At 37.6% G+C, this 13,679-nt stretch carries 14 protein-coding genes; all 14 read right to left on the reverse strand.

Features of this window, described 5'->3' with window-relative positions; translation table 11 throughout:
- Window position 1: 1 nt before the first annotated feature.
- The 14 genes from MLD65_RS01350 to trpE all read right to left on the reverse strand — a co-directional run bounded on the left by MLD65_RS01350 (window position 2) and on the right by trpE (window position 13,678).
- Entirely contained in the window at window positions 2–514 is a 513-nt protein-coding gene (locus tag MLD65_RS01350) for a Rieske (2Fe-2S) protein (RefSeq protein ID WP_243290050.1), read from the reverse strand.
- 138 nt (window positions 515–652) lie between these two features.
- The gene (locus MLD65_RS01355; protein ID WP_243290051.1) at window positions 653–1,099 is read right to left on the reverse strand and encodes a YpiF family protein; all 447 of its coding nucleotides are present in this window, start codon (window positions 1,097–1,099) and stop codon (window positions 653–655) included.
- Window positions 1,100–1,215: 116 nt separating this feature from the next.
- Window positions 1,216–1,758 (reverse strand): ReoY family proteolytic degradation factor, encoded by a 543-nt coding sequence (locus MLD65_RS01360; protein WP_243290052.1) that lies wholly within the window; start codon window positions 1,756–1,758, stop codon window positions 1,216–1,218.
- A gap of 79 nt (window positions 1,759–1,837) precedes the next feature.
- Window positions 1,838–3,109 (reverse strand): tetratricopeptide repeat protein, encoded by a 1,272-nt coding sequence (locus tag MLD65_RS01365; protein ID WP_243290053.1) that lies wholly within the window; start codon window positions 3,107–3,109, stop codon window positions 1,838–1,840.
- Between the two features lie 24 nt (window positions 3,110–3,133).
- Window positions 3,134–4,045, reverse strand: coding sequence for a hypothetical protein (locus MLD65_RS01370; RefSeq protein WP_243290054.1), 912 nt, complete (start codon window positions 4,043–4,045; stop codon window positions 3,134–3,136).
- A gap of 147 nt (window positions 4,046–4,192) precedes the next feature.
- Window positions 4,193–5,476: a 3-phosphoshikimate 1-carboxyvinyltransferase gene (aroA, locus tag MLD65_RS01375; protein WP_243290252.1), complete on the reverse strand. Its 1,284-nt coding sequence runs from the start codon at window positions 5,474–5,476 to the stop codon at window positions 4,193–4,195.
- 22 nt (window positions 5,477–5,498) lie between these two features.
- Window positions 5,499–6,602: a prephenate dehydrogenase gene (locus tag MLD65_RS01380; RefSeq protein ID WP_243290055.1), complete on the reverse strand. Its 1,104-nt coding sequence runs from the start codon at window positions 6,600–6,602 to the stop codon at window positions 5,499–5,501.
- A gap of 58 nt (window positions 6,603–6,660) precedes the next feature.
- Window positions 6,661–7,740 carry a histidinol-phosphate transaminase gene (gene hisC / locus MLD65_RS01385; RefSeq protein ID WP_243290056.1) on the reverse strand — a complete coding sequence of 360 codons (1,080 nt, stop codon included), beginning with the start codon at window positions 7,738–7,740 and terminating at the stop codon, window positions 6,661–6,663.
- Complete coding sequence (gene trpA, locus MLD65_RS01390; RefSeq protein ID WP_279325923.1) at window positions 7,682–8,557, reverse strand: tryptophan synthase subunit alpha; 876 nt, start codon at window positions 8,555–8,557, stop codon at window positions 7,682–7,684. The genes hisC and trpA overlap by 59 nt, the downstream gene beginning before the upstream one ends.
- Window positions 8,526–9,749: a tryptophan synthase subunit beta gene (gene trpB, locus MLD65_RS01395; RefSeq protein WP_243290057.1), complete on the reverse strand. Its 1,224-nt coding sequence runs from the start codon at window positions 9,747–9,749 to the stop codon at window positions 8,526–8,528. The genes trpA and trpB overlap by 32 nt, the downstream gene beginning before the upstream one ends.
- Complete coding sequence (locus tag MLD65_RS01400; RefSeq protein WP_243290058.1) at window positions 9,746–10,390, reverse strand: phosphoribosylanthranilate isomerase; 645 nt, start codon at window positions 10,388–10,390, stop codon at window positions 9,746–9,748. The genes trpB and MLD65_RS01400 overlap by 4 nt, the downstream gene beginning before the upstream one ends.
- Window positions 10,371–11,153: an indole-3-glycerol phosphate synthase TrpC gene (trpC, locus tag MLD65_RS01405; protein ID WP_243290059.1), complete on the reverse strand. Its 783-nt coding sequence runs from the start codon at window positions 11,151–11,153 to the stop codon at window positions 10,371–10,373. Before trpC ends, MLD65_RS01400 begins: the two co-directional genes overlap by 20 nt.
- A complete protein-coding gene (gene trpD / locus MLD65_RS01410) occupies window positions 11,146–12,165 on the reverse strand; it encodes an anthranilate phosphoribosyltransferase (protein ID WP_243290254.1) in 1,020 nt (339 codons plus the stop codon). The genes trpC and trpD overlap by 8 nt, the downstream gene beginning before the upstream one ends.
- Complete coding sequence (gene trpE, locus MLD65_RS01415) at window positions 12,134–13,678, reverse strand: anthranilate synthase component I (RefSeq protein ID WP_243290060.1); 1,545 nt, start codon at window positions 13,676–13,678, stop codon at window positions 12,134–12,136. Before trpE ends, trpD begins: the two co-directional genes overlap by 32 nt.
- Window position 13,679: the final 1 nt, after the last annotated feature.

A 13,679-nucleotide genomic window follows, 5' to 3' on the forward strand; every position in this document is an offset into this window, starting at 1 on the left:
ATTACGCCTCCCCTTTTGGTTTTGCTTTGCCTAAGTATAAGAAACCGTCTTTCACTTTCAAATCATAACGATCTAATGGTGCCGGAGGTGGTGTACCTTGTACATTGTCCCCATTTTTTTCATATAATCCGTTATGACACGGACAAAAGAATTTATTTGGGTTTGCTGGGTCACTATTCCAGTTAACTGTACACCCTAAGTGTTTACAAATCGGTGAAAGCGCTACAATATCACCGTTATCCGTTTTATAGACCCATGCCGATTTTGGCTCCTCCGATTCGTACCAAGCGTCTTTTTGTTGAACCGTAAAGTCAACACGCAATGGTTCCGTTGTCAAATCAGCTTCTTTTACATTAGTATTTACGAAATCCCCGCCTTCTGATGGTTTTAAAACAGGATCAATAGCAAAACGGACTAATGGCATAAAAATCCCCGCAGCCATGAAACCGCCTACACCAGTTAGCGTATAGTTTAAAAATTGCCGTCTTGACACACGGTGTTTTTTCTCGCTCATCTCTTTTCCCCCCTCTATCTTAGGCTAGTCCCTACGGACATACGATTTACATATAAAACTAGGACATACTCATGATATATCAATCTGTTTCATTGGTCAATATTATCCTTGTTGTTAAACATTGTAATGAAAGGGTTTTTATGATTTGTTCCAAGATTGTAATAAAATGTTCAAAATTTGTTCGATTTGATCTTGAAGAAGCTTTCTTTTTAAATCCGCATCCATATGTTCAAGCGGTACTGTCGGAACCCAAACAATGTCATCTTCCCCCTCTCTCTTCCAATCTTCATCACTAGTGAGAAAAATTACATGTTTAAAATGGGGTTTAATCGTAGCTTTCCACTTCTTGAGTTCTTTATCCTTATTTTCTTCCTCATTTTTCAAATATGTATAAGGTGGTAATAATAAAATTCGCCCTTTTAACTGCCGTTCTAATTCATTGGCTAACGTAAGGACAAACTCCCCTTTTGAAACAACTTGCTTCATCTGCTCACTAAAGGAAATTGGCACTAATGGTACGACTGCTGTATCTACATATTCTTTTGCTTGAACATACTGATCAATATCTTTTCCTTCCCATTTCATATACATCACTCCTAATAAGGTAAATTCAAACTGTTTCCATTATAAATGTTTTTACATGGAATGATAAGAGAAAGGATCAAACAACAAAAAATAAAGCAACGCATATACGCGTCGCTTCAAAGCTTTAGTAATTGTAATTGTTCTGTTAATTTTTCAAACGCCTCTTTGTCATGACGGTCAAGTGCCTCATCGATTTCTTGTAGTAGCTTTTCTTTTTGGAATGTTCGAATGGATTCTTCTAATACTCTTTCTGCAATTAAACGATCCTTTTCATTAATGTGTAAATTTCGAGGCTTGAATGGATTTTCTTCCAACACAGCTGCATATTCAGGTGAGTTATAGGCGAGTCGGAAATTCAGCTGGATAAACAAATCTTCATCCTTATTTAACCGAATATCGTGAAACGATTTTTCCGCATCCGTTGTCATTACATTTTCTTTATAAAACCTAAACGGCACCTCGTCTACGCAGTGAGTGGACATGATGATCCCCCTTGGGCAGTACTGGGCATACTCAACAAAATGAACTTTTTCCATTAAAGAGTCATGACTCATTAAATAATTTAAAATCCACACACATTCTCTTCTCTTCAATTGGTAATGATTTAAAAACCACCTAATAAAGTCTTTCTTCTCATGAACAGATACAGGGGCTGTCATACGAAATCCCTCCTCTGCTTTCTCAATTATTCCTTAACTCTTTAATTCAACAAAGCCATCTTAAATCCCTTTCAAATTTTCATGAAAAATTGTCGTCTAACTGCATCAATATATCCTGAACTTCAACATTTGTCTGATCTTGCTGTAATAATTTCTCAAAAAGCTCCTTTGCACGTTTCCGATCTCCTTCTTCTAACATGAAAAACGCATAATCATGTAAAAAGTCTAGATCTTCTTTGAAAAAAGTATATGCACGTTGGTAATGGTTTAATGCATCTGAATATTGTTCCATCTCTTTATAAGCATTCGCTAAATTCCAATCAAATTTTGGATCGTACTCATCATACTTTGTCATAATCTCTGTGAGTGTATCAACAGTATCTTCATACTTTCCAATTGCGTTATAAAAATTTGTAACCGTTATTGCGGCTTCAATAAAACCTGGATCTAACGCTAATGCTTCCCGTAAAAATTGCTCCGCTTCTTCATTTTTTTGGAGCTTTAAGGCTATTTTCCCACCGTAATACAATAGTTCTTTATTAAATTCATCATACTTTTTTCCCTCTTGAACGGTTTGAAAACTTTCCAAAAGCATTCCCTCGTTTTCGTAGCTTTTCGCAAGCGGCAAATAGACGGATGTAAATTCAGGATCCATTTCCTTTACTCGTTCTAATTGCGTGATGGCTGTTTGGTAATATTCGGCTTGTAATGCCGTTAAACCATAACCAAATCGCGTGTGTATATCTTCTTGTTTTTCAATTCCCTTTTGATAATGTTCGATTGACTCTTCAAACTGACCATTAGCACTTAATGATTCGGCTAACCGATTATGAATATTAATATTTGATACTTCGTCCATTTCCTGTAAAACCGTCTCATAATATGCGATCGCCTTTTTATATTTTCCTAAATGAAAATAAAGCTCACCTAACGCGAAATCAATCACCTTTTCATCAGGAATGATACGCTTTGCCTCAAGCAGCTTTTGTTCACTTACTTCAGACAGCCCTTGAAGCTGATATAAATCCGCCAATAAAACGAGACACCGCGGATATGCTGGATTGGAAGAATCAATCGTATTTAATAATTGAATCACTCGCTCTTCTTCGTCCAATTCCATATAAATTTCAGCTAATAATAACGTAATATCTGACTCTTCAGGATATAATAAATGCAAGTCTTCTAAAATTTGTTGCGCTCGTTCTACCATTCCCCACTGAAAATAAAAATCCGCTACATAGAACTTTTCTTCATCATGTAAATTTTTCTCCAACCGTTCAAGGTTTTTTAGTCCTTCTTCTGTGCGACCTCCCTCAACAAGTTGGATTGCATCCATTAATGCTTGATTCAAAATGAAACGACCCTTTCTTCCATTTTATTTACTAGTGGTTGTTTGGAGCTGAAACCGACCTGGTTGAAGTGACGAAATCTCCTTCCCAGCACCAGGGCGGAAAAAGATTTGCTCCCCCGCCTTTAAAACGGCCCCATTATGCACAATGACTTCTGGAATATGATTATCATAATCCACAAGGCGATTTTGTTCAACTATCTCGATTTCGTCAGAATAATTGTATAAGTTATAATTCACTTTTGCTCCGGAACGAACGCTCCCTCTTTCTGGATATAAACCAATTTTCATAAGAACATCCTTTGAGAGAGGTTCGTGCTCACGTGGGCAAGATACGATCGATAAAAGTTTATGGCTTCTCATAATGTTTGTCCACTTCTTTTGAAATGACTTAAAGGGAATTTCGGAATCGATTTGAGGAAAAATAGCAATTTGTTGCGGAAATAATACATCACGAATCCACCCCCACGGAGTTTGGTCGATTTCGTGTAAACAATCAATATTGACAATAACAAGCGGAACTTTTAATCGTTTACAACACCGTATAAAAGACGGGGTAAGCTTTTTAATTGGCACCCTTACAGCGATGAGAAAATCAATCGGTGAGTTTAATAATTTATTTCGTTGTTCGTTTAATTTTTTTTCGATTTCACGCTCAAACTTCACATCTACAACAGAAATATACGTTGTACACCCTTTTAATAATAATTTTTCTTTCATCACCTTTTTAAATTGGGTAAAAGATCGTACGTGTCTAAGGGATTCATCTATAAAAATATTACCAGGTGTTAAAATATACGAATTCCCGTTCATTCTCATGTATAAGAATTTAGATAACGCATTATCAATACAACGAAATTCGTTTCCTTCTATTAAAATAGAGCGTTTCCTATAACCGCCAGTTTCATACATTTGAACATCGTCAATAATGTAAGGCACAGATCCCACACCCTTTATAACTTGTCTTATCAATAGCTATGAAAAAAGTGTACAAGTTATGAGTGAAACAGATGCAGGAAATCAAAAAATACAAAAAGCCGATACCCATGTGATACTGGAATCGGCTACCTTTTTATCATCTTTAATCTATTGTTTACTTAACCTTTTCAAGTGATCAAAAAATAATGGGTACGATACGTTGATGGCCTCGAAATTTTCAAGTTCGATCGACTCTTCACAAATAAGACTTGCGATCCCTAGCATCATGCCGATTCGATGGTCTCCATGACTTGAAACTTTCACACCACCTTTTAATGGTGTACGTCCATGAATAATCATTCCATCATCTGTTGCTTCAATGTTTGCTCCTAATTTTCTTAATTCTCCTACGACTGTATCAATCCGGTTCGTTTCTTTCACTTTCAATTCTTCAGCATCTTTAATCACCGTTTGACCGTCAGCTTGAGTAGCTAATAAAGCGATGATTGGAATTTCATCAATTAATTTCGGAATCATTTCTCCACTAATTTCCGTACCGACAAGTTGGGACGTTTGAACAGTTAAATCAGCTAAAGGCTCAGAATGATAACCTTTTTCTTCTATGAAGATAGACGCTCTCATATTTTTCATGACTTCGATAATTCCTGCTCGAGTTGGATTAACGCCGACATTTTTTAAAGTAATGCTACTATTTGGAACGATGGCAGCTGCGACTAAGAAGAATGCAGCTGAAGATATATCTCCTGGCACATAAACATCTGTTGCTTTTAAAGCTTGTCCACCATGTATAGAAACAGAAGTATCGCTTACTTCAATATCCACGCCAAATGCCTGTAACATTCTTTCCGTATGGTCACGAGATTTATACGGTTCTTCAACTGTTGTCACACCTTCTGCTTGTATACCAGCTAACAAAATTGCCGATTTTACTTGGGCGCTTGCAACAGGGGACGAATAATGAATTGCCGATAGCCCACCCCCCCGTAATGATAATGGTGTATAACGGCCATGTTCTCTTCCGTCAATTTTCGCACCCATTTTACGAAGCGGGACAGTCACACGGTCCATAGGCCTTTTCGCAATCGAATCATCCCCTATAATCGCGCAATGAAAAGGAAGACCTGCTAATATTCCAAGCATTAACCGAGTCGTTGTCCCAGAATTTCCAACATCTAAAATGTGTTTTGGTTCTTGTAACCCTTCAAATCCTCTCCCATGGACAATTACAGAATCACCTTCTTGCATGATGTCAACACCCAATTTTTGAAAGCAGGAAATCGTGCTTAAACAATCTTCTCCTGTTAAAAAGTTTTCAATTTTTGTTTTCCCATTTGCGATTGCCCCAAACATGACAGCACGGTGAGAAATTGACTTATCACCTGGAACTTGAATTTCACCGCGTAAACTTTGTTGTTTTGATAATTTTACTATGTCTAACACCTTTGTCACCTCATTATTCATCAATAAACGTTTCATAACTAGAGTAGTTTTGAATACATTGTTTAGCACGTTCTCGATCACGTTCTGATTGAAAGCTAATACGGAGAACTCCATATATTTCCTCTCGCGTTTCCATTATCCGAATGTTCGTAATGCTAATTTGTTCTTTCGCCAAATATCCAGTGATTTCTGAAATAACACCAGGGTAATCCGGAACGTCTACATATAAATCATAAAACGAAGGAATGGCACCTTTTTGACGTTCTGGTAAACCATCGCGAAATGACTTTGCTTTTTCAAAATATGTATAAATATCTGAGCCTTTTTGACTCAATACATATTCTTTTAAACGCTTCATCTCTTCAATCCAGTCATCGAACAATTCCGAGATAACAACATCGTTTTGTAATAGTATATCACGCCACATCGTTGGATTGCTTGAGGCAATTCTCGTGATATCACGAAACCCACCAGCAGCCATCCGCTTTAACAGTGGTAATTGCTCTTCATTCTTTTCTGCTTGATGAACGAGACTTGCAGCGATGATATGCGGAAAATGACTAATGATTCCCGTAATAAGATCATGCTCATTCGGATTCATGACAACAAATTTCGCATTCGTTCCTTTCAATAAATGCTTTAACGATTCAACATTGTTATTAAGCTCATTACTTGTTGGCGTTAATATATAAAATGCATTTTCGAATAAATGTGCTTTCGCCGCTACAACACCTGATTTATGACTTCCTGCCATTGGATGTCCGCCAATGAACGTTACATCCTTTGGCAATACTTCCAATGCATGTTCAACAATTTTCTGTTTGGTGCTCCCAACATCTGTAATGATTATATTCTTCTTTAATTGTATTTCCCTTAGTGAGTTTAAAACGGTAAGTGTTTGTTGAACAGGTGTTGAAATGATAATAAAATCAGCCTGTTCTGCCCCGTAACGCATATCATCCGTCGCTTCATTGACGACGTTTAATACGCGTGCCATTTTCCTTTGCTTTTCATGAATATCATACCCGATAATACGGCATGTTGGATGAGCTTTTTTAATCGCTAGAGCAATGGAACCACCTATTAATCCGAGTCCGATTACAAATATATTTTTCATCTTTATCACCTTAGAAGAGAATGGGTATATATCTAAAAAAGAGGTGAATACACCTCTTTTAGATAAGTTGTTTTAAGTGTTCAATTATTTCTTCGTTTTGTTCCTTTGATCCAACCGTAATTCGCAATGAGGTCGGAAAGCCTAATGCTTTTCCAGAACGAACAATATAGCCTTTTTTCAATAACGCTTCAAATAGTTCCTGACCGTCTTTTTTAAAATCAATTAAAATAAAGTTTCCTTGCGAAGGATAATAGTTTAATTGGTACTCTTCACAAAAGTCATAATATTGCTCTAGGCCTTTTTGGTTTTCTTTCCGACAATAATCGATAAATGCTTGATCATCAAGGGCAACAGATGCTGCAAGCTGTGCTAAAGCATTCGTATTAAACGGCTCACGAGCCGGTTCAATTTCTTGAATAATTTTTTCATGACTAATTCCATAACCAATCCGTAATGCTGCTAACCCATATGCTTTCGAAAAAGTACGTAAGATCATCACATTTTCATACGTATTTAGATAGGATATGGAACGTGGATAGTCCTCTTTTGTTACATATTCAAAATAAGCTTCGTCTAATACGACTAATACGTGTTTAGGAACTTGATCTAAAAATGCTTGAATTCTTTCTTCTTCAATATAAGCACCTGTAGGATTATTTGGATTACAAATCCATACAATTTTGGTCTGTTCATCTATCGCGTTAAGCATCGACTGTAAATCATGCTCACCATTTATAAGAGGGATTTCGCGAATTTCCGCTCCCTCAATGACTGCGTTATGTTTATATTGAGGGAATGTCGGAGTCGCCATAACAGTATTTGTCCCTTGTTTTAAATACGATCTACAAATAATTTGAACGACTTCATCCGAGCCATTTCCAAAAATAAGTTGCTTTTCTCCTACTCCTAAATGTTTTGCAAGCTTTGTCCTTAATTGAGCAGCATACCCGTCTGGGTAGATCGCCATTTCATTTAAACGTTTCATAATTGCTTGTTTAACGTGTTCTGAACATCCAAAAGGATTTTCATTCGACGCAAGCTTTACTACTTTTTTTAAATTGAATTCTTTTTTCACTTCATCAATCGGTTTTCCCGGTTGATAGGGCTTCAACTCTTTCAACTGTTCCTTGATTATCATGTAGGGCACCTCTTTCATCCTTTGAGCTTAACAATTCGTGCAAATACTTCTCAAACTGTAAGAGGCCTTCTCGCTTTAGCGAAGCATTTTGAATCGATGGTATTAACTCCTCGATTTTTCGAATAATGGCACTTCCAATAACAACCCCATCGGATATTTGATTGAATGTTTCGACATGTTCATGTTTAGAAATGCCAAACCCAACAACAACTGGTACGTTGCTTAACGTTTTTACTTTGTGTAGAAACGTTTGAATATTTTTCTCAAACTTCGATCGCTCCCCTGTAACACCTAGTGAGGATACACAATATAAAAATCCAGTTGCACTTTTAGCAATCATCTCGATTCGACTATCCGATGTGGGTGCGACTAATGAAATATAGTCGATCATATTTTCTTTACATTGTTCGCGTAACGTTTCACTTTCTTCAAAAGGTAAATCAGGAATTAATAAGCCATCAATTTCATTTTGTCGCATTAAAGCAAAAAAGCGATTTGTTCCTAATTTTAACACAGGATTGAAATAAGTAAAGAGGATAATCGGAATTTTCACACCATTTTCTTTTAATTTTTTTCCGAGCATAATTGCCTTTTCAATATTCATTCCCTGCTTTCGTGCTCTACTTGATGCACGCTGAATAACAGGGCCATCTGCTAGAGGATCTGAATATGGGACTCCAAGCTCTAAAACGGTTGCACCCGCTTTTTGAAGAGAAAGAGCTATTTGGATAGTATCACCTTCTGAAGGATCGCCTGCCATAATAAATGGAATAAAGTGTTTTCGATTAACGATATATTTGCTCGTACTCTTTGTCAACGATCATCCCTCCCTTGAACTTCTCCATTAACGTGTGAACATCCTTGTCCCCGCGACCCGATAAACAAATTAATATCGTTTTCTTTTTGTCCATTTCTTTTGCTAGCTTCATCGCACAAGCAACAGCATGTGCTGACTCAATCGCCGCTAAAATTCCTTCTGTTCGATTTAAGGTGATAATAGCCTGCAGCGCTTCATCGTCCGTTACATGCTCATATTGGACACGGCTTGTAGAAGCTAAATAAGCATGCTCAGGTCCAACTCCCGGATAGTCTAGGCCCGCCGAAACCGAGTATGGTTCAATAATTTGCCCATATTCGTCTTGCAATAAGTACGTTAATGATCCATGTATAACACCTTTTGTTCCCTTTGTAATTGTCGAGGCATGTTGTTGTGTTTCGACTCCTTTTCCACCTGCTTCAACACCGATAAGCTTTACGTTCTCATTTAAAAAGGCTGTGAACATCCCGATCGCATTGCTTCCACCGCCAACACATGCCACTACGGTATCTGGTAATCGGTTTGTTTTTTGTAGAAATTGCTCCTTTGCCTCATCTCCTATTACGCGCTGAAATTCCCGAACCATATACGGATAGGGGTGAGGACCAACTACTGATCCAATCATATAAAAATGATCTTCACAATGAGCGACCCAATAGCGAATCGCTTCATTTGTTGCATCTTTAAGTGTTTGATTTCCACTTGTAACAGGGATCACTTCAGCTCCTAATAACTTCATGCGAAAAACATTCAGGCTTTGACGTTTGACGTCCTCTTCACCCATAAACACTTTACATTGTAAACCGAATTTTGCGGCAACGGTTGCCGCTGCTACCCCGTGTTGTCCCGCTCCGGTTTCTGCGATGATTTTCGTTTTCCCCATTCGTTTAGCAAGCAATGCCTGTCCAATAGCATTGTTGATTTTATGTGCTCCGGTATGGTTTAAATCCTCCCGTTTTAAATAAATGTTGGCACCACCTAATTCCCTTGTGAGCCCATCTGCATATGTTAATGTCGTTGGACGACCAGAGTATTCTTTTAATAACCGTTTGTATTCATCAAGAAAGGAAGGATCTTGTAATGCTCCGTGTAACGCTTCTTCAATTTCAAATAAAGGCTGCATTAATGTTTCAGGAACGTAGCGCCCGCCAAACTCTCCAAATCTACCAAATGTATCCGGAAATATTGTCACGATTTTTTCACCCTTTCAAGAAAACCTTTTATTCGATTCAGATCTTTTCTTTGATTTGATTCCACTCCGCTTGCAAGGTCAATTCCTTGCACACCTTTTTGTAGTAAATATTCTACATTTTCTTCGTTAATTCCCCCTGCAATAAAAAGTTGTTTCCTTTCTTTTTTTGCAACGGAGATATATTGTGTTACATCAGACCAGTCAAAAGAGATGCCTGTTCCTCCCCACATACCTTTTACTTGACTATCAATGACAAAACCATCAACAAATGAACAAAATTTTTTCATATCTTCGACTACATCTTTTTTATAATGAAGAGCTTTCCATACTTGTTTTCCGGTCGTCTTTTTTACCGCATCGACAAATGAAGGCGATTCGATTCCATGAAGTTGAATGACATCAAGGGGAACAGATTGAATGATCGACTCCACCTCCTTCAGATTCGGATTAACAAAGACGCCAACGCTCTTTGTTCGATTTACGTTTGATACATTTTTTAACCAATTCGCTACATCTTTTGGTTTTACGTACCGTTTACTTTCTGCAAAAATAAATCCGATGTAGTCTACTCCTACTTTCACAGTCGTTTGAACGTCCTGTAAAGATTGATTTCCACAAATTTTAACGTATGGACTTTTCATTACTTTCCTCTCCAAATAATTGATAAATTGCTCGTTGTTGATCCGGTTTTTTCATCAATGATTCCCCGACTAATACCGCATTTGCCCCGTATGAGTGAACAGTATCTAAATCTTGTCGTGTAAAAATACCGCTCTCACTTACGATTAACACATCTTCACGAATTTCAGATATCATTTCTTTCGTATGATGAATGGATGTATCAAATGTCGTTAAATCGCGATTATTAATCCCAATCATTTCGGGTACGAATTGATCAAGGACTCCTTGTAGAGAATCTTTTGAATGGACTTCAACGAGCACATCTAAATTTAACGCTTTTGCTTCCGTATACATTTTTTTTAATTTTTTTGGTGTTAGAGCTTCAGCGATCAGTAAGATCGCATCTGCCCCAATTTGTTTTGATTCAACAATTTGTTTTTCATCGATAATAAAGTCTTTTCTTAATACTGGAAGTTGAACAAGTTCTTTCACTTGGCGAATATAAGATTTTGACCCTTGAAAAAACGTTTCATCTGTTAATACGGATAGACAATCTGCTCCGCCATTCTCATAGCTTCTTGCAATTTGGCGATGGTCAAATGATGTTTTAATAACACCTTTTGAGGGCGATGCTTTCTTAATTTCTGCAATTAACCCAACTGTTCGATTCGGCTTTTTTAACGCCTCATAAAAGGAGCGGTGATCTGTTTTTAAATCCTCAGCCCTTTCCACCTTTATCGCTTTTACTTCTTCACGCTTGACTCGAAGTATTTCTTTAAGCATATTGCTCTTCCTTTCGTGTTTGGAGTGCTTGAAAATACTTATAAACAATGCCGTCCTTTAGTGCTTGTAAACTAACTTCAACCCCTTCATGTAGCGAACAGACTTTTCCAGAAACATACAAAGCAGCAGCTGCATTTAACGCGATGATGTTTCGAGCACTTTCATTCCCTTGATTTCGAAACACCTTTTCAATTAAATGGGCACTTTCCTTTACATTCATCACTTGAATGTCTTCTATTTTTCCTCTGCTTAAGCCAAACTGTTCCGGAGAAATCCGATATGATTGAATATTTCCGTTTTTAAGTTCAATAACGTCTGTTTCAGCTGTTATCGTCATTTCATCCAATCCATCTTTTCCGGTGACGAACAAAACGTGCTCTGAATGGGATTCCTTTAATGCCTCAGCCATTTTTTTCGCATAGTGATGAGAGTAAACTCCAATGACTTGACGTTTCGTGCGAGCCGGGTTGACGAGTGGCCCAAGAATGTTAAAAATGGTACGAAATCCGATTTCCTTTCGTGTTCTTGCGACATGCTTCATTGACGAATGATAAAGCGGCGCAAACAAAAAGCTCATATTTGTATTCTTTATAGCTTCAACAGCTTCTTCTGGTGATGATTGAATCGGAATATTTAAATATTCCAATACGTCAGCACTTCCACTTTTAGAAGAAACAGCTCGATTTCCATGCTTCGCCACTTTTACACCTAAAGAGGAGGAGACGATTGCGGACGCTGTTGAAATATTAAATGTTGAAGCACCGTCCCCACCTGTACCACACGTATCAATCACATCCTCCAACCCCTCAATCGGCTTCATATGCCGCCTCATCGCTTTTGTAAACCCGATCAACTCCTCCACCGTCTCCCCGCGAAAGCGCAATATCGTAATCATACTTGCAATCTGACTATCTGGAATTTTCCCTTCCATAAATTCGTTCATCACATGTTCAGCTTCATATTGGGTCAGTGTTTCTCCTTCAATACACTTTTTCAATATTTCTTGCATCAGTATTAGCCTCCTTTACTGAAAAAGATCGTTCGGCTATTTCAATTGCTTTGATGAGCGCGCTTGCTTTATTTCGAGTTTCTTTCCACTCCAATTCCGGTACGGAATCAGCGACAATTCCCGCTCCAGCTTGCACGTACGCTTTATTATTCTTTAAAGAAATAGTTCGGATCGTAATACAGCTATCGATATTTCCATCAAATCCGATATAAGCGATACACCCTGCATAGCTACCTCGTGGTGACGACTCTAATTCATGAATAATTTGCATCGCTCGAATTTTAGGTGCTCCAGATACGGTCCCAGCCGGAAAGGAAGAAATCAGTGCATCAATTGGATGCACATCATCTTTTAGGCGGCCCGTTACCTTTGAAATTAAATGCATGACGTGAGAGAAATACGTTAATTGAACGAATACAGGCGTTTGGACTGAACCGTATTTGGCCACTCTCCCAATATCGTTTCGAGCTAAATCAACGAGCATATAATGTTCCGCTAATTCCTTTTCATCATTTAATAAATTTTGGCCAAGCAGTCTATCTTCTTCTTTTGTTCGCCCTCGCCTTCTCGTTCCTGCAATTGGGTGTATTTCTAGATGATTGTTTTGTACATGAATGAGCCGCTCAGGAGAACTTCCTATTAGTTCTTCATTCGTTAATTTCATATAGAACATGTACGGAGAAGGGTTTATGATACGCAACACACGATATAAATCAAATGCTGTAACGGTAATCTCTTTTTCGAATCGCTGAGATAAGACGGCTTGGAATATATCACCTGCACGAATATATTCCTTCACTCGTTCTACAGCTTCCTCAAATTGTTCTTTCGTGTAATTCGATTGAACAGATACAAAAGATACACTCGCTTCTTCAGACGGCAAAAATGTTTTTTCAAGCTTTGTAGAATCACGAAATAATGTTTGTTCAAAATTCTTTAAGCGAGAAATCGCTTCTTGATAAATAACGTTTAATTGTTCTAACGTTTCGTGGCCTGTTAATGATACGTAATGGATAAAAGATATTTGTTTTTTGTGGTGATCATAAGCAATAATCGTTTCACAAACGATTAATTCACACTTTGTTTTCTCTTTTTGAGAATGTTCATGTTCGGGTACTTTATCAAAAATGCTCACCGCTTCATAACCGATTTTCCCAACCGCTCCACCTATAAAAGGAATGGATAAATTAGGCTTTTTGACGTTTAAGTGCCGCTCCATTTGCTGAAATAAAGATGATAAATTTTTACTTTTTATCCATTCATGGTTATGTCGATCGATCATGATAAACATTTGATTTTGTTCAAAAATCGAATAAATTGGGTTAATCCCGATAAATGAAAAGTTTGACCAAGCAGATTCATCATCATTACTTTCAAGCATAAATACAGCATCTTCTTGAAAAGCATAAAAGATTTGAATCGGTGTAATGGTGTCTGCATAAAATTGGTACACAATGGGTATTGTGTCAAATCGCTTATGATCATGTAAAAACTGTTCAAAAGAAGGTTCAAACATT

This window comes from Bacillus sp. FJAT-47783 (assembly GCF_022808615.1).
Classification (GTDB): Bacteria; Bacillota; Bacilli; order Bacillales; family Aeribacillaceae; genus Bacillus_BZ.

Excerpts from the sequence above, each read along its gene's own strand:
- trpE (WP_243290060.1), bottom strand. The coding sequence starts at position 13,678 with ATGTTTGAACCTTCTTTTGAACAGTTTTTACATGATCATAAGCGATTT.
- MLD65_RS01360 (WP_243290052.1), bottom strand. The coding sequence starts at position 1,758 with ATGACAGCCCCTGTATCTGTTCATGAGAAGAAAGACTTTATTAGGTGG.
- MLD65_RS01355 (WP_243290051.1), bottom strand. The coding sequence starts at position 1,099 with ATGAAATGGGAAGGAAAAGATATTGATCAGTATGTTCAAGCAAAAGAA.
- hisC (WP_243290056.1), bottom strand. The coding sequence starts at position 7,740 with ATGATAATCAAGGAACAGTTGAAAGAGTTGAAGCCCTATCAACCGGGA.
- MLD65_RS01350 (WP_243290050.1), bottom strand. The coding sequence starts at position 514 with ATGAGCGAGAAAAAACACCGTGTGTCAAGACGGCAATTTTTAAACTAT.
- MLD65_RS01400 (WP_243290058.1), bottom strand. The coding sequence starts at position 10,390 with ATGAAAAGTCCATACGTTAAAATTTGTGGAAATCAATCTTTACAGGAC.
- trpC (WP_243290059.1), bottom strand. The coding sequence starts at position 11,153 with ATGCTTAAAGAAATACTTCGAGTCAAGCGTGAAGAAGTAAAAGCGATA.
- MLD65_RS01380 (WP_243290055.1), bottom strand. The coding sequence starts at position 6,602 with ATGAAAAATATATTTGTAATCGGACTCGGATTAATAGGTGGTTCCATT.